The sequence below is a fragment of the Faecalibacterium sp. An122 genome, from assembly GCF_002160895.1.
Classification (GTDB): domain Bacteria; phylum Bacillota; class Clostridia; order Oscillospirales; family Ruminococcaceae; genus Faecalibacterium.
In genome coordinates, this window is sequence record NZ_NFLL01000013.1 from 41,526 (window position 1) to 56,774 (window position 15,249).

The window sequence follows — 15,249 nt, forward strand, 5'->3', positions numbered from 1 at the left end:
ACGTGAAAAAGACCTATCGGAAAAATATGTGGCGGGAACTTTCCGCCAGCAAAAGCCGCTTTGCCTCGGTGTTCGGCATCGTCCTGCTGGGTGTCATGATGCTGTCGGGCCTGCTCAGCGTCGCCCCCGGCATGCGCCGGGCCGGCAACACCTGGTACACCCAGCAGAATGTCTTTGATATCCGGGTGGTGTCCACCCTGGGCCTCAGCGAAAAGGACATCGAGGCCATCTCGGCGGTGGAAGGCGTGGACGCCGTCATGCCGGTGAAATCGGTGGACTGTGAGGCCAGCTACCGCAAGGGCAATACCCTGGCGGTGCGGGTGCAGCAGCTGCCGGTCTACCCCACCCTCACCGACGAGGCCACCATGAACCGCCTGGTGCTGGAATCGGGCCGGATGCCCGAGGCCTCCGGCGAGTGCGTGGTCCAGGTACTGGACCCCGGCGCGGCCTCCAGCATCCGGCTGGGGGACGTCATCACCCTGTCGGGCGCGTCCGACGTGGCGACCGATACTTTGACGGTGGTGGGCTTTGTAAAAGACCCGCTCTACTTCTCCAATGAGACCGAGAGCACCACCGCCGGCAACGGCGCTCTGGGGATGGCCATTTACACCCCCGACGGCAGTCTGACCATGGACTACTACGCCTCCTGCTACATCAAGGTGGCAGACGCCGCCCCGTACGACAACTATTCCGACGAATACCAGGCCGCCGTGGACACCGTCATGGACGGGCTGGAAGCCATCAGCGCCCAGCAGTCGGACCAGCGGCGGAACGACCTGATTGACTCTGCCCAGGCCCAGCTGGATGACGCCCGGGTCGAGTTTGAGGCCAAGGAAGCGGAAGCCCAGGCCCAGCTGGCTGAGGCCCAGCAGCAGCTGGACGACGCCAAAGCCCAGCTGGATCAGGGCGAGGCCGAATACGCCAGCGGGCTGGCCCAGCTGGAAGCCCAGAAGGCCGCCCTGCCCGACTCCATGGCTAGCGGCGCCGACCAGCTGGTGGACGCCCAGGCGCAGGTGCTGGACTTTGAGGCCCAGCTGGAACAGATCAAGCAGCTGGTTACCCTGAAAAGCGTGGCCGACCCCATGCTGGGCTACGCCGAGGACATTCTGGCCAATGCCGAGGCCGCCCTGGAGGAGGCCGAGCCCGACGACGTCAACTATGTGGAGCTGCGGGACCTGCTGGCCCGTGCCCAGGCCCTCTATGACTCCACCTATCAGCAGCTGGCCGACTACCAGGCCCAGCTGGACGAGGGCAAGCGCCAGATGTACCAGCAGGGTCTGATCTCCTCCCCCAACCTCTCCAACGAGGAACTGGTGACCGAGGCGGAAGCCGCCCTGCGGCAGATGAAACTGGATCTTCTCTCGGGCCAGCTGGCCCTGAACACCGGCAACGCCCAGGCGTGGACCGCCTTTGACGCCGCCGAAAAGCAGCTGGAATCCGCCCGTGCCCAGCTGGACCAGGGCTGGACCGAGTACAACGAGGGCGCCGCGGAATTCGCCCAGCAGAAGGCCGACGCCGAGGCCCAGCTGGCCGACGCCCGCCAGCAGCTGAACGACGCCCAGGAGCAGGTGGACGACATCACCAGCGGCGAATGGTACGTCCTGGACCGGGGCAGCGTGGTTTCGATGGTCATGTTCGAGCAGAACGCCGACCGCATTGAGTCCATCGCCCGGGTGTTCCCCATCTTCTTCTTCCTGGTGGCGGCCCTGGTGGCCAGCACCACCATGACCCGGATGGTGGAGGAAAACCGCACCCAGATGGGCACCTTCAAGGCCTTGGGCTACAGCGACCGGGAGATCACCGCCAAGTACCTGGTCTACGGCATCACCGCCGGGCTGCTGGGCTGTGCCGGCGGCATGATACTGGGCTTCTACGGCCTGCCCGCCGTCATCTGGTTCGCCTACTCCACCGTCTTTGACCTGCCCACCTTCCAGCTGCGGATCTATCCCGGCCTGGCAGTCATGAGCATCCTCATCAGCACCGGCGTGGTGGGCCTCACCACCCTGGCGGCCTGCCGGGTTTCCCTGCGGGAGAAACCCGCCGCCCTGCTGCTGCCCCGGGCTCCTGCCGCCGGCAAACGGATTTTCCTGGAGCGCATCCGCCCCCTGTGGCGCAGGATGACCTTCTCCCAGAAGACCACCGCCCGCAACCTGTTCCGCTACAAAAAGCGGTTCTATATGACGGTGCTGGGCGTGGCGGGCTGCACCGCCCTGCTGCTGATCGGCTTTGGCCTGCAGGACTCCATTGTGGAGATCGTCACCCGGCAGTATGACACCATCCAGAAGGCCGACCTGACCATCTCCCTGTCCAGCGACAAGGCTCTGGAAGTGGAGGGCGGCCTCACCGAGGCCCTCACCTCCCGGGATGAGGTGGAGAGCTGGGGCGCCTTCTACACCCGCACCGTCTCGGTGTCGGACACCAAGGACGGCAGCAACGAGCTGAGCGTCACCCTGGTGGCCGCCGAGGCCCCCCAGAAGCTGACCGAATACTTCACCCTGGAGAGCCGCACGGGCAATGAGCTGCCCTTCACCGACGGCAGCGTGGTGCTGAGCGAAAAGACCGCCGAGCTGCTGGGCCTGTCGGCCGGAGATACCTTCTGGGTGCAGGGCACCAACGGTTCCTATGTGGAGCTGACCCTCACCGGCGTGGCCAAGAACTATCTGGGAGCCTACCTCTATGTGACCCAGAAGACCCTGGACCGCCTGGTGGCCGATCCCGCATGGAACACCGTCTATGTGTCCACCTCCTGTGAGACCGACTCGGACCGGGAGAACCTGAGCACCATCCTGCTGGGCTGCAACTATGTGGCCAGCACCTCCTTCACCGCCGACACCGCCGCCATGTACGACAGCACCATCACCTGCATCAACTATGTGGTTCTGCTGATCATCGCCTGTGCGGCAGCTCTGGCCGCGGTGGTGCTGTACAACCTCATCAGCGTCAACATCGGCGAGCGGAAAAAGGAGCTGGCCACCATCAAGGTGCTGGGCTTCTTTGACAAGGAAGTCTACCGCTATATCTTCCGGGAGATTGAGCTGCTGAGCGTCATCGGCGCCGTGGTGGGCCTGCTCATCGGCGCCCCCATGCACCAGTTTGTCATCCGCACCGTGGAGTCGGAACAGATGATGTTCATTCGCGCTCTGGAACCCACCAGCTTCCTGTACAGCGTGGCCCTGACCCTGCTGTTCACGGTGGCGGTCTGTCGGATGATGCGCCGTCAGGTGCGGAACATCAGCATGGTGGAGAGCATGAAGGCTCCCGAATAACCCCAGTTCTCCCTGCGGCGGGCCAATGGGGAAAAAGATGGTTAGAGTTTACAAAAGATTCATAGATTCAAAACAGTTTATGTATAAATCTTTGGTATCTTATAGACACAGGGACGGCGGGGCCGCAACCGCTACCTGTAACACATGATTCCTCCTCATACCAAACCGAATACCGCAATGAACCGTCCCGTGCAGCCGCAAGCGCGGGACGGTTTCCTTTTTCGCCTCTTTTCACCCGCGGATTTACCGTCCGCACCGGCCCGGGCAAAGCCCCGGACATCGGTTTTTTCCATCGAAGATGCGTCCAATCTGCGGCGCTGCGGAGGCATTCGCAAATTTATCATTTGTAAAGCCTTTGCTTTTATGTTATACTAAGAGAGAGTTTTTTATAATCAGCCCAGCTGTGCGGCTGCGCCGGGCAGCGGGCTTCAAAGATAAGGGAGGCTTTGGAATGTCCTATAAACCCAAAATGACCTATAAAGGCAAGCCCCTCGTCCGCAAGGACAATGAGCTCTACTACGGCTGGATGACCGACCCCTATGTGCTTTATCTCCAGATCCTGACCACCGCCCCGGTGGACGGCAACGAGACCCCCGACAAGGTCCAGGTCACCCTCCTGTCCACCGACCTGTCCAAGCCCATCAAGGAGCGCACTGCCCGTCAGTCGGTCCGCCACGGGCTGTACAATGCCCTGGACATCGGTTCCATCTGGCTGGAAAAGGCCCTGGCCGCCACCCGCTGATGACCTGCTGCATGGAGAAGCTCTTCAGGTTTTCGTAAGCGCAAAAAAATCCCCCGTCCCGGCGTTTGACCGGGCGGGGGTTTTTTGTTTGGGTTTTGCCTGCGGGGGGGCACGCCGGGGGGAGTTTTACTCCTCTGCCGGCAGATCAATCTCCAGAGGCTTGCCGCAGCCTGCGCAGCGGGCCTTGCCCGACAGCAGCTCGTCCTCGCTCAGCACGGTCACAGCGCCGCACAGCGGGCAGGTGACCTCATAGCTGGCGTCCTCGGCCTCCAGATCTTCCTGGGCCTGGTCGTCGTCTTCCTCTGCGTCGTCCAGGGCCACCTCAAAGGTGCAGCCGCAGTTGGCGCAGAAGGCCTCGCCGGCGTCTAGATCTTCCTCGGTGACGTAGACCGTCTCACCGCAGTTGGGGCAATCCACCTCATAGCAGGGGGCCTCGGAGTCGTCCTCCTCGTCGTCCTCGTAGACGTCGGCCTGCAGCTCCTCAACGTCGCCGCGCAGGGCTTCCAGATGGTCCTCCGCCTGGGTGATGTCCTGCTCCAGGGCCTTGATGGTGGCGGCCATATCGGCCAGCAGATCGCTCATTGCGTGAAAAACTTTGCCTTCCTTGGTGGACTCGTCCAGCTCCAGGCCTTCCAGCAAGCCCTGAAGATAGGCAGCTTTTTCGATCAGTTCCATAGTCTATCCCTCCCTGTGAAAATCAAAAAGCCGGACCGGCGGTCAGCCCGCAAGCCCGGCTTGGTGTCAGATTAGACGCGCTCCATATACTCGCCGGTGCGGGTATCGATGCGGATCACATCGCCCTCGTTGATGAACAGAGGCACACGGATGGTGGCGCCAGTCTCCAGAGTAGCGGGCTTCAGGGTGTTGGTGGCAGTGTTGCCGCGGATGCCCGGCTCGGTCTCAGAGACGGTCAGCTCGATGAAGTTGGGGATTTCGACGCTGAAAACCTTGCCCTTGTAGGACAGCAGCTTGCAGACTTCGTTCTCCTTGCAGAACTTGAAGTTATCGGGGACATCGCTGGCGTTGACGGGGATATCGTCGTAGGTCTCGTTGTCCATGAAGTGGTACAGGTCGCCGTCCTGGTAGCTATAGGTCACCTCACGGCGCTCGATGAAGGCCTGAGGGAACTTGGCGGTGGGGTTGTAGCTGGTCTCGATGACAGCGCCGGTGATGACGTTCTTGGTCTTGGTGCGGACAAAGGCAGCGCCCTTGCCGGGCTTGACGTGCTGGAACTCAACGACCTGGAGAACCTGGCCGTCCTGCTCAAAGGTCACGCCATTGCGAAATTCGCCTGCAGAAATCATAAGGAATTCCTCCATTAATTTAGTATCTCATGCTCGCGCATATCTAAGAATATTGTACCCAATTGCGCATTGTTTGGCAAGGGGTTTCGGCAAAAAAGGGGCAAAAAGGCGGCTTAAACAGCGCCTTGTGCGGCTTTCCACATCTGCTGCATGGCCCGGGCGTCCTCCGCCTGGGTGCCTGCGCTCTCGCAGATGATGACGGGGGCCAGCTTTCGCTGGGCCACCAGTTCCAGCAGAGGCTGGGGTTCGGGGCCGTACTGAGTCTCGGCAAAAGTCCAGTGGCGTTTTTCCCCGCCGGCGGAAAACTCGATGCGGGAAAAATGGACGTGGAACTGCCGCGCACGGTCATCGGCCAGTGCCTCACCCAGCCGGTCGAGAATGGCGGCATAGTCCTCCCTGCCCTGGATGCCGCCCAGGGTGCGGGCGTTCAGGTGGCCGAAGTCGATGCAGGGCACCAGGCGCTTGTCCACCTGGCACAGGGCCAGCACTTCTTCCAGGTCGCCCAACTGGCCGATCTTGCCCAGAGTTTCGGGGCAGAGGGTCATGTCGCCATAACCGGCCTCGTCCAGAGCCTCCATGGCCCGGCGCAGGGTGTCCAGGGCTTTTTCCAGGGCGGCGGCGCGGCTCTGTTTGCCGCAGCTGCCGGGGTGAAAGATCACCCTCTGTCCGCCCAGCGCCCGGCAGAGGGCGCAGCTCTGGAGCAGATAGCGGATGCTGCCCAGACGCTTTTCCTCGTCCAGGCTGGACATGCTGATATAATAGGGGGCGTGGACGCTGAACACCACCCCTTTTTCCGCCGCCAGGGCGGCCATTTTGCGGGCCTTGTCCTCGGCCAGGCGGACGCCGTGGCCGCACTGGTATTCAAAGGCGTTCAGGCCCATGCCGGCGGTATAGGCGGGGATATCCAGGCTGGTCTTGTAGCCCTGGGCGGCGAAGCTGTCTCCCATGCCGGCAGGGCCGAAACGGATCTGCGGCTCGGTCACAGCAGCTTCCCTCCCCGGTCATAATAGGCCTGCCAGTGGCTGCGCTCCCATTTGCGCTTCATCTTGACCTGGGCGCCCCGGTCGGGGCCGCGGGGCACCACCATGAAGGCCGGGATGCCATAGAGGGCGGCGGCCATCCGGTCGGCGTAGAGCTGATCCCCCACCATGGCCATCCGGCTCCGGGGAACCCCCAGACGCCGCCGGGCCACCGACAACCCCAAGGTCAGGGGCTTGGCCGCCCAGCAGACATAGTCCAGGCCGATTTTCTCGGCGAAGGGCCGCACCCGCCGGGGGGTGCCGTTGGACACGATGGTCAGCCCGATGCCGGCCCGGCGCATGGTGTCCAGCCAGGCTGCTACATCCTCGCTCAGCTCCTGGCTGCCGTCGTCGGTCAGGGTGTTGTCGATATCCAGAACCAGGGCGGTGATCCCCTTGCCGGCCAGGAAGGCCGGCGTGATGTGGGTCACGTCCTGAAAGACATATTCCGGGGTGATGAGCATAAAGGCAAAACTCCTTTGCAGAGCAGCAGGTCAACAAAAATGGGAGAACCCCAAACAGGGTTCTCCCACATCGGCGTTAGCAACGCAGCGGTCATCAGGACCGTGGGCAAGGCTCAATTACTTGTACTTGCGCTTGCGGGCCGCTTCCGACTTCTTCTTGCGGCGAACAGAGGGCTTCTCGTAAGCCTCGCGCTTACGAACCTCTGCGAGCACGCCGCTGCGGGCAGTGCTCCGCTTAAAGCGACGCAGTGCGCTTTCCAGCGACTCGCCCTCTTTAACACGAATTTCCGACATCTTATCCCTCCCTTGGACCGTGAGGCGGGAATTTCGTTGTTACATGGTAACTAACAGAGACAGTATAACGCATTTTTGCGTTTCAGTCAACCTTTTTGGCGAAGTTTTTCCGCTCCACTTTCTGAACAAATCGTGAAAAGAGTCCTTCAGGGGTCTGTAGGATCAGCCTTTGACGGCCAGATTGACCAGGCGGCCCTTGACGTAGATCTCTTTCACCAGGGTTTTGCCGGCCAGGGCCTCGGCCACAGCGGGCTCGGCCTTGGCGGTGGCGATGGCGTCCTCGGCGGTGATGTCAGCGGGGACGCTCAGGCGGGCGCGGACCTTGCCGTTGACCTGCACAGCGATCTCCACGGTGGACTCCACGCACTTGGCCTCGTCGTAGCTGGGCCAGGGATAATAAGCCAGCTGCTGGTCGTGGCTGTGGCCCAGCTTCTCCCACAGCTCCTCGGTCATGTGGGGAGCGAAGGGGTTCAGCAGCTGCACCAGAGTCTCGAACTCGGCCTTGGTGGCGCCGCCGTTGTCGTACAGGGCGTTCACCAGGGTCATCAGCTGAGCGATGGCGGTATTCATCTTGAGGCCCTCGATATCTGCGCCCACCTTCTTGATGGTCTGGTGCATCAGGGTCTCGACGGCGGGACGGTAGCCCTCGCCTTCCACCCGCTTGTCCATCAGGCCCCAGACGCGGTCCAGGAAGCGGTTGCAGCCGGCGATGGCCGAGGTCTGCCAGGGGGCAGCCTGCTCAAAGTCGCCCATGAACATCTCATACAGACGCATGGTGTCAGCGCCGTAGGCGTCCACCACGTCGTCGGGGTTGACCACGTTGCCCAGAGACTTGGACATCTTGACCACGGGGTGACGGCTCATCTCGCCGTACTTCTCCTCCAGAGCCTTCTCGGCGGCCTTCTGGCTGCCGTACTCCTCCAGCAGCTTCTTCTGCTCCTCAGCGGGCAGGTTGGCGAAGTTGTGGGGGTTCAGACCCAGGATCATGCCGTGGGAAGTGCGCTTCTGGTAGGGCTCGGCGGTGGGCACCACGCCGATGTCGTACAGGAACTTATGCCAGAACCGGCTGTACAGCAGGTGCAGGGTGGTGTGCTCCATGCCGCCGTTGTACCAGTCCACCGGAGACCAGTACTCCAGGGCCTCCTTGGAGGCGATGGCGTCCTTGCAGTGGGGGTCCATATACCGCAGGAAGTACCAGGACGAGCCAGCCCACTGGGGCATGGTGTCGGTCTCACGGACGGCGGGACCGCCGCAGCAGGGGCAGGTGGTCTTGACCCAGTCGGTGTGGCGGGCCAGGGGGCTCTCGCCGTCGGGGCCCGGCTCAAAGTCCACGATGTCGGGCAGGGTCAGGGGCAGGCTGCTCTCGGGCAGAGGCTGCCAGCCGCACTTCTCGCACTTGACCATGGGGATGGGCTCGCCCCAGTAGCGCTGACGGCTGAACACCCAGTCGCGCAGCTTGTAGTTGACCTTCTTGTGGCCCTTGCCGTTTTCTTCCAGCCAGGCGGCCATCTTCTCTTTGGCGTCGGTGACCGACAGGCCGTCCAGGAAGCCGGAGTTCACCAGGGTGCCGGTGGCCACGTCGGTGAAGGCCTCCTTGTCCAGGTTGGACTCGGTCTTGCCCTTGACCACCTCCACGATGGGCAGGCCAAACTTCTTGGCGAACTCCCAGTCGCGGCTGTCGTGGGCGGGCACGGCCATGATGGCGCCGGTGCCGTAGGTGGCCAGGACGTAGTCCGAGATGAAGATGGGAATCTCCTGGTTGTTCACCGGGTTGATGCCCATGACGCCCTCCAGGCGGACGCCGGTCTTTTCCTTGTTGATCTCGGTGCGCTCAAAGTCGCTCTTGCGGGCGGCCTCGGCCTGGTAGGCCTTGACGGCGTCGGCATTCTGGATGATGCCCTCCTCCATCCAGCGGCCCAGCAGGGCGTTCTCGGGGGAGAGGACCATGTAGGTGGCGCCGAACAGGGTGTCGCACCGGGTGGTGTAGACGGTCACGGTGTCGCCGGTGGTGGTGCCGAAGTCGATCTCAGCGCCGTAGCTGCGGCCGATCCAGTTCTTCTGCTGAGCCACAACGCGGTCGATGTAGTCCAGGCCGTCCAGGCCGTCGATCAGCTTGTCGGCGTACTCGGTGATCTTGAGCATCCACTGGCTCTTGACCCGGTGAACCACCTCGCTGCCGCACCGCTCGCAGACGCCGTTGACCACTTCCTCGTTGGCCAGGACGCACTTGCAGCCGGTGCACCAGTTGACGTTCATTTCCTTCTTGTAGGCCAGGCCGTGCTTGTACAGCTGGAGGAAAATCCACTGGGTCCACTTGTAGTACTCAGGGTCGGTGGTGTTGATCTCGCGGTCCCAGTCAAACGAGAAGCCCAGGGACTTGAGCTGTGCCCGGAAGCGGTCCACATTGTTCTTGGTCACGATGGCCGGGTGAATGTGGTTCTTCATGGCGTAGTTTTCCGTGGGCAGGCCGAAGGCGTCCCAGCCCATGGGGTAGAGAACGTTGTAGCCGCACTGACGGCGGCGGCGTGCCACCACGTCCAGGGCGGTGTAGCTGCGGGGATGGCCCACGTGCAGGCCGGCAGCCGACGGGTACGGGAACTCCACCAGCGCATAGAACTTGGGTTTGGAATGGTCCACTTCAGCGTGGAAGGTCTTTTCGTCCTCCCACACCTTCTGCCATTTGGCCTCGACGGCCTTGTAATCATACTTCATCTCGTATCAGCTCCAGACTTTTGACTTACTTGGTGTTGCTTTATATTGCTTCCCTCTCGGGTTGGGGCTTGTTACTGGGCGTCCTCGCCGGCCTGGTCCAGCCACTCGGACACGTCCACCGTCTCGGCGTCGGCCCACAGGTGCTCCAGGTCGTAATAGGTGCGGGTACCCGGGACAAAGACGTGCACCATCACCCCCGAGTAGTCCAGCAGAATCCAGTTCTTGGAGTCAAAGCCCTCGGTGTGATAGGGCTCAACCCCTTCCTGGGAGAGCTGGAACTGGACCTCGTCGGCCAGGGCCGCCACCTGGGTGGTGGAGGTACCGGAGGCGATGACGAAATAATCGGTCAGAACGGTCAGATCCTGCACCTTCAGCACACGGATCTGCTGTGCCTTTTTCTTATCCAGGATCTTTGCGATGCGGATGGCAAGAGTCTTGCTGTCGTTCAGATTTTCCATAGGAACCCTTTCTCTTGAGATTTTATTGAGCGGCCTGCCCGCCTGCGGGCTGACCGTCGGTGGTCACTGCGCCCTGCACGTCGGTGTCGCCTTCCAGAATGGCGTCGTCCGACTCCTTGTCCAGCTGGCCCATAAACTGAATGTTGGCGCTGGTGGACATCGACCCGTGGGGCCAATGGTCGGTGGTCAGGTTGAGTTCATCCTCGCTGACCGGGCCGGTGTAGGTGCGGAAATAGGTGTTGAGCAGCTCTGCGATGGAGCCGGCATCCGGCACCACGCAGGAGTAGCCTGCAAAGCTGTCGGTGGCACCGATATAGGGCACCCCGCCCGAGAAGACGGGGGTCTGGGCGATCATGATGTTGGCGCTGTCCACCTTCATAAAGGAGACGGCCAGCTTGCCCAGGGTAATCAGATCCATATCGGTCTGGATATAGTTGTTGAAGATGATGGGCATCTGGTTCAGGATGTCCTGAATGCCCATGGAGCGGGCCCGCTTGAACAGGGCGGCGTAGAAGTAGCGCTGCATGTTCAGGCGGTCGATGTCGGCGTTCTCATAGCCTGCGCCGTGGCGGTTGCGGACAAAGAACTCCGCCGATGCGCCGTCCAGGTTGCGGTAGCCCTTGGCCAGGTAGCTGCCGTTGTACTCAATATCCTGGGGGATATAGACCTCGATGCCGCCGAAGTTGTCCACCACCTCGGTGAGGGCCTCCATGTTGATGGAGACGTAGTAGTCGATGGGCAGCTTGTACTGGTCGTAGATGACCTCGGCCAGGGCGGCGATGCTGCCGCCGTTGGACAGGGCCACCGAGTTAATCTGGTAGTTGGAGGCCTTGTAGGTCTTGCCGCTGGAGAGGGTGATGGTGCGGTTCTCGGTGGTAACCAGGGTGTTGCGGGGGATCTGCAGCATCCGCAGCGCGCCGTTCTTGATGTCGAACTGACAGTAGAGGATCATGTCGGTCATGCCGTCGTTGCTGCCGTCGCCGTAGGCCCGGCCTTCCTCATAGTCGATGCCGCAGACCAGTATGTTGACCACATCCCCCTTGTACTCCTCCAGCGTCTGGATTTCCTCCACAATGGAGGGGGCGTCCGACTCGGGGCGGATGCTCTCCTGCACCCGGTTGACGTAATTCACCGCATAGACCACGCCGCAGCCGATCAGGGCCACCACGCCCAGCACCACCGCCAGCGGCAGCCAGATGGGAGAGAGGCGCTTGCGCTTCCGTCCGCCGCCATGGCCGCCCGAGCCGCCGGTGTGGCGGGGCGGCTCCTTGCCGCCACCATTGCCGCCGGCCGAATGGGCGGGACGGCTTTCGGTCCGCTCCTGGGGAACCGGACGGGCCGCCGGACGGCTGTCCTCCCCTGACTCCATCCGGAAGAAGCTCTGGCCGTCATCCTCCTGCGGCGCCGACCCCTGGGGCCGGACGGGCGGGCGGGGCGGAACGCTGCCCCCTGCGCCGCTCCCTGCAGTGGGAGTTCCCAGTGAACGGTCGGTATTGATGCGGCGAGGCGTTCCACTCATAGCTTGTCTCCTTCATCGGCCTGCCCGGGGCAGGCGATCACTTTCCTTCAAAATTCATCCATCCCGTGCCACCGGGAGGGGCACAGTCACTTTCTTTCTTCTTAACCTCTGGCCGGGGCGGCGCTGCGCCCCAAAACCAAAGCCGGTGCGCCGCAGCCTGGGGGAAGGGGTTTCCTGCATGCTGGCGGCGCAATCTCTTAGTAGTATAGCATTCTCGGGCAGAATCTGCAATCCGTTTTGACAAACCTTCACGGATAGGTCAAATTCAGGCCCGCTGGTCCAGAATCCTGCGGAAGTCTTCCCGGGCGGCGGCGGACATGGAGTCCAGGGGCCGGCCGCCCTTTTTCACAAAGGAGACCGACTGGTCCAGGGCCTGGTACATGGCCTGGTCGATGTCCTCCATCTCCAGTTTCCGCAGCTCCTCCACCCCGTCGAAGTCCCGCTCGGCGCTGGTCATGTCGGCCAGAAAGAGGATCTTGTCCAGCAGGGTCATCCCCGGCTTGCCCGCCGTGTGGCAGGCCACCGCCGAGAGAACCGCCTCGTCGGTGACGCCCCATTCGGTCTTGGCCAGGATGGCCGCGCAGACCCCATGCCAGATGGGGGTGGGGCGGTTTTCGGTGTTCCCTGCCAGGTCGGGATGGGCCCGCAGCAGCGCCAGCTGGTCCGCCACCGGCATTTCCTTGGCGGTGTCGTGGAGCAGGGCCGCCAGCGCGGCCTGGTCACAGTCGGCGCCGTAGCGCTCGGCCAGTTTGACGGCCATTTTTTCCACGTTCAGGGTGTGACGGTAGCGCTTGTCCCCCAGGCGCTTGCGGGCCACATCTTTTGCTTCCTTCAGATCCATAGAGCAGCCTTCCTTTCTTGATCCAATCAGGGTTCCGGATGCTGGCAGGGGTGCGGGATGGCCTCATGGCCGGGGCCGGTGTACAGCCCCTCCCGCCGGATCACCTGCCGCACCTGCTCCGGCAGGGCGGCGGCACAGTCCTCCCCCGCTTCCAGCCGGCGCCGGATCTCCCGGCTGGCCATGGGCAGGGCCTCCACCTGGGTCATCAGGATGCGGCTGCCGGTGGGGTCCAGGGCCCGGGCGGCGCTGTGCAGGACACAGTCGTCCCCGATTTCCCGGCTCACCACCACCAGCTGGGCCAGGCGGAGGATATCCTGCCAGCGGTACCACGCCTGGAAGGATTCCAGCATATCGCTGCCCACCGCCAGATACAGCCGGGCCTCCGGATAGGTCTGGCCCAGCATCTCGATGGTCCGAACGGTATAGTTGCGCTGTCCGGCGGCCGCCTGGCGGATTTCCCAGTCGCTGACCGTGATCCGGGGCAGATACGGTGTCCCTTCCAGGGCGTAAAAACAGCGGCACATTTCCAGGCGCAGGGCCGCCGGGGTGGAGCTGGCCGCCTTGTGCGGGGGCACCCCCGCCGGCATCACCACCACCTGGTCCGGCCTCACCCGCTCCGCCGCCGCCTGCAAATTGTTCAGGTGGCCGTTGTGGGGCGGGTCAAAGGTGCCGCCATACAGCAGGACCTTCATTTCAGCAGGTCGGCGTAGGCGCTGTCCTTTTTCTTCTGAAGGTACAGCACAAACTTGGAACCGATCACCTGCACGCAGTCGGCGCCGGTGGCCTCAGCCAGAACGATGGAGGCCTCCCGGGCATTGTACATACTGGTCTCCAGCACCTTCAGCTTGATGAGCTCCCGGGCGTCCAGGCAGGCCTTCACAGCGTCAATGAGGGTCTGGTCGATCTCGCCCTTGCCGATCTGAAAGACCGGGTCCATGGTGTTGGCCTTGCCGCGCAGAATGGCGCGCTGTTTACTTGTCAGCATACGATTTCTCCTTTTATGTCCTCCGTCCTGGGCGGATCTCACACGTTACTTTTCCTGCAGGAACGCCTCCAGCCGGGCTTCCAGCGCCTCCAGGGCGCGGCCGCGGTGGCTGATGGCATCTTTTTCGTCGGGGGTGAGCTGGGCGTAGCTGTCCCGCTCGGTGTTGGGGCGCTTGCCGCCGTCGGCGGTACCCCGCTCGTCGGGGATGAACAGGGGATCATAGCCAAAGCCATAGTCCCCCGGCTGCCGGTCAAAGGCCACCTGGCCGGGGCACTCGCCCATACAGGTCAGGGTGCGGCCGTCCGGCATCCGGAAGCAGACCGCCGAGACAAACTTGGCGCCCCGCTTTCCCGCCGGGACATCCCGCATGGCCTCCAGCAGCTTGTCGTTGTTGGCCTCATCGTCCCCGTGATGGCCGCAGTAGCGGGCGCTGTAGACCCCCGGTGCGCCGTCCAGAGCCTCCACGCAGAGGCCCGAATCGTCCGCCACGGTGGGCAGGCCGCTGGCCGCCGCAAAGGCTGCCGCCTTGATGGCGGCGTTCTCGGCGAAGGTGGTGCCGGTCTCCTCGGGGTCCAGATCCAGGCCCAGCTCCTTCTGGCTCAGGACCTGATGGCCCTGGGCCTCCAGAATCCGGCGCAGCTCCTTGAGCTTGCCGGGATTGCCGGTTGCTGCACAAATTTTCATGGTCAGCTCCTCCATTTGCGGGGCAGCAGCTCCTCGACAAAGCCCGCTGCATCAAAGGGCAGCAGGTCGTCGATGGCCTCGCCCACGCCGATGAACCGCACCGGCAGGCCCAGCCGCCGCTTGACCGCCACCACGCAGCCGCCCTTGGCGGTGCCGTCCAGCTTGGTCAGGATGATGCCGCTGGCGTCGGCGGCCCGGCAGAATTCCCGGGCCTGGCTGATGGCGTTCTGGCCGGTGATGGCGTCCAGCACCAGCAGCGTTTCCAGGCTGGCGTCGGGGGCGGCCTTGCGGACGCTGCGGCTGATCTTGGACAGCTCGGCCATCAGGTTGGCCTTGTTGTGCAGACGGCCGGCGGTGTCGGCAATCACCATGTCATAGCCCCGGGCCTGGGCCGACTTGACGGTGTCGAAGATGACCGCCGCCGGGTCGGCGCCCTCGCCGGCCTTGACAATGGGCACCCCGGCCCGTCCGGCCCAGATGTCCAGCTGTTCGCTGGCCGCGGCACGGAAGGTATCGCCTGCCGCCAGCATGACGCGGCGGCCCTGCTCCCGGTAATAGTTGGCCAGCTTGGCGATGCTGGTGGTCTTGCCCACGCCGTTCACGCCGATCACCAGGATGACGGCGGGATGGCCGCTCAGGTCCATCTCGGTGCCCGGCTCCATCTCCTCCCGCAGGATTTCCCGCAGGGCGTCCATGGCCTGGTCGCCGGTCTTGAGGTGCTGGTTCTTCACTTCCTCACGCAGCCGTTCCACCAGGTGGAGCGCCACCTCGGCGCCCACGTCGGCCAGGATCAGCTGTTCCTCCAGGTCATCGTAGAGATCGTCGGTGATCTCGGCCCCGGTGAGGGTGTTGATGATGTTGCCCCAAAAGCCGGTGCGGGTCTTTTTGAGGCCGTTTTCCATCTTTTCCTTGTTTTTTCTTCCGAACAAACCCATAGGGGGAATCCTCCTGCTAGTATGTA

Annotated in this window: 15 protein-coding genes; 2 read left to right on the plus strand and 13 right to left on the minus strand. The window is 63.0% G+C overall.

Going from position 1 to position 15,249, the window contains the following annotated elements:
* Positions 1-2 precede the first annotated feature (2 nt).
* Together B5E67_RS09360 and B5E67_RS09365 are read left to right on the plus strand one after the other, a co-directional pair.
* Positions 3-3,266 carry an FtsX-like permease family protein gene (locus tag B5E67_RS09360; protein WP_242956905.1) on the plus strand — a complete coding sequence of 1,088 codons (3,264 nt, stop codon included), beginning with the start codon at positions 3-5 and terminating at the stop codon, positions 3,264-3,266.
* 451 nt (positions 3,267-3,717) lie between these two features.
* Positions 3,718-4,008 (plus strand): hypothetical protein, encoded by a 291-nt coding sequence (locus B5E67_RS09365; protein WP_087248069.1) that lies wholly within the window; start codon positions 3,718-3,720, stop codon positions 4,006-4,008.
* A 126-nt stretch (positions 4,009-4,134) separates the two neighbouring features.
* Here the strand turns inward: B5E67_RS09365 and B5E67_RS09370 are convergent, their stop codons facing one another.
* The 13 genes from B5E67_RS09370 to ftsY all read right to left on the minus strand — a co-directional run bounded on the left by B5E67_RS09370 (position 4,135) and on the right by ftsY (position 15,223).
* Complete coding sequence (locus B5E67_RS09370) at positions 4,135-4,683, minus strand: CD1247 N-terminal domain-containing protein (protein WP_087384930.1); 549 nt, start codon at positions 4,681-4,683, stop codon at positions 4,135-4,137.
* A 71-nt stretch (positions 4,684-4,754) separates the two neighbouring features.
* Positions 4,755-5,312: an elongation factor P gene (gene efp / locus B5E67_RS09375; RefSeq protein WP_087248073.1), complete on the minus strand. Its 558-nt coding sequence runs from the start codon at positions 5,310-5,312 to the stop codon at positions 4,755-4,757.
* Between the two features lie 113 nt (positions 5,313-5,425).
* A complete protein-coding gene (locus B5E67_RS09380; protein WP_087248074.1) occupies positions 5,426-6,295 on the minus strand; it encodes a TIM barrel protein in 870 nt (289 codons plus the stop codon).
* The gene (locus B5E67_RS09385) at positions 6,292-6,795 is read right to left on the minus strand and encodes a YqeG family HAD IIIA-type phosphatase (protein WP_087248076.1); all 504 of its coding nucleotides are present in this window, start codon (positions 6,793-6,795) and stop codon (positions 6,292-6,294) included. Before B5E67_RS09385 ends, B5E67_RS09380 begins: the two co-directional genes overlap by 4 nt.
* Positions 6,796-6,912: 117 nt before the next feature.
* The gene (rpsU, locus tag B5E67_RS09390) at positions 6,913-7,089 is read right to left on the minus strand and encodes a 30S ribosomal protein S21 (RefSeq protein ID WP_087170910.1); all 177 of its coding nucleotides are present in this window, start codon (positions 7,087-7,089) and stop codon (positions 6,913-6,915) included.
* Between the two features lie 162 nt (positions 7,090-7,251).
* Entirely contained in the window at positions 7,252-9,801 is a 2,550-nt protein-coding gene (gene leuS / locus B5E67_RS09395; protein WP_087248078.1) for a leucine--tRNA ligase, read from the minus strand.
* Between the two features lie 71 nt (positions 9,802-9,872).
* Complete coding sequence (gene rsfS / locus B5E67_RS09400; RefSeq protein WP_087248079.1) at positions 9,873-10,259, minus strand: ribosome silencing factor; 387 nt, start codon at positions 10,257-10,259, stop codon at positions 9,873-9,875.
* A 22-nt stretch (positions 10,260-10,281) separates the two neighbouring features.
* Entirely contained in the window at positions 10,282-11,778 is a 1,497-nt protein-coding gene (locus B5E67_RS09405; RefSeq protein WP_087384933.1) for an LCP family protein, read from the minus strand.
* Between the two features lie 265 nt (positions 11,779-12,043).
* Positions 12,044-12,619 (minus strand): bis(5'-nucleosyl)-tetraphosphatase (symmetrical) YqeK, encoded by a 576-nt coding sequence (gene yqeK, locus B5E67_RS09410; protein ID WP_087248083.1) that lies wholly within the window; start codon positions 12,617-12,619, stop codon positions 12,044-12,046.
* 26 nt (positions 12,620-12,645) lie between these two features.
* On the minus strand, positions 12,646-13,311 hold the full coding sequence (gene nadD / locus B5E67_RS09415) for a nicotinate (nicotinamide) nucleotide adenylyltransferase (protein ID WP_087248085.1): 666 nt from the start codon (positions 13,309-13,311) through the stop codon (positions 12,646-12,648).
* A complete protein-coding gene (locus B5E67_RS09420) occupies positions 13,308-13,604 on the minus strand; it encodes a YhbY family RNA-binding protein (protein ID WP_087248087.1) in 297 nt (98 codons plus the stop codon). Before B5E67_RS09420 ends, nadD begins: the two co-directional genes overlap by 4 nt.
* A gap of 45 nt (positions 13,605-13,649) precedes the next feature.
* Complete coding sequence (gene rdgB, locus B5E67_RS09425; RefSeq protein WP_087364170.1) at positions 13,650-14,288, minus strand: RdgB/HAM1 family non-canonical purine NTP pyrophosphatase; 639 nt, start codon at positions 14,286-14,288, stop codon at positions 13,650-13,652.
* Positions 14,289-14,290: 2 nt separating this feature from the next.
* Positions 14,291-15,223 carry a signal recognition particle-docking protein FtsY gene (ftsY, locus tag B5E67_RS09430; protein ID WP_087248089.1) on the minus strand — a complete coding sequence of 311 codons (933 nt, stop codon included), beginning with the start codon at positions 15,221-15,223 and terminating at the stop codon, positions 14,291-14,293.
* Positions 15,224-15,249 lie beyond the last annotated feature (26 nt).

What these genes read in the sequence shown, in the direction of transcription:
- rdgB (WP_087364170.1), bottom strand. Translation starts at nt 14,288, where the DNA reads ATGAAAATTTGTGCAGCAACCGGCAATCCCGGCAAGCTCAAGGAGCTG.
- B5E67_RS09385 (WP_087248076.1), bottom strand. Translation starts at nt 6,795, where the DNA reads ATGCTCATCACCCCGGAATATGTCTTTCAGGACGTGACCCACATCACG.
- rpsU (WP_087170910.1), bottom strand. Translation starts at nt 7,089, where the DNA reads ATGTCGGAAATTCGTGTTAAAGAGGGCGAGTCGCTGGAAAGCGCACTG.
- yqeK (WP_087248083.1), bottom strand. Translation starts at nt 12,619, where the DNA reads ATGGATCTGAAGGAAGCAAAAGATGTGGCCCGCAAGCGCCTGGGGGAC.
- B5E67_RS09405 (WP_087384933.1), bottom strand. Translation starts at nt 11,778, where the DNA reads ATGAGTGGAACGCCTCGCCGCATCAATACCGACCGTTCACTGGGAACT.
- ftsY (WP_087248089.1), bottom strand. Translation starts at nt 15,223, where the DNA reads ATGGGTTTGTTCGGAAGAAAAAACAAGGAAAAGATGGAAAACGGCCTC.
- B5E67_RS09420 (WP_087248087.1), bottom strand. Translation starts at nt 13,604, where the DNA reads ATGCTGACAAGTAAACAGCGCGCCATTCTGCGCGGCAAGGCCAACACC.
- nadD (WP_087248085.1), bottom strand. Translation starts at nt 13,311, where the DNA reads ATGAAGGTCCTGCTGTATGGCGGCACCTTTGACCCGCCCCACAACGGC.
- B5E67_RS09365 (WP_087248069.1), top strand. Translation starts at nt 3,718, where the DNA reads ATGTCCTATAAACCCAAAATGACCTATAAAGGCAAGCCCCTCGTCCGC.
- leuS (WP_087248078.1), bottom strand. Translation starts at nt 9,801, where the DNA reads ATGAAGTATGATTACAAGGCCGTCGAGGCCAAATGGCAGAAGGTGTGG.
- efp (WP_087248073.1), bottom strand. Translation starts at nt 5,312, where the DNA reads ATGATTTCTGCAGGCGAATTTCGCAATGGCGTGACCTTTGAGCAGGAC.
- rsfS (WP_087248079.1), bottom strand. Translation starts at nt 10,259, where the DNA reads ATGGAAAATCTGAACGACAGCAAGACTCTTGCCATCCGCATCGCAAAG.
- B5E67_RS09370 (WP_087384930.1), bottom strand. Translation starts at nt 4,683, where the DNA reads ATGGAACTGATCGAAAAAGCTGCCTATCTTCAGGGCTTGCTGGAAGGC.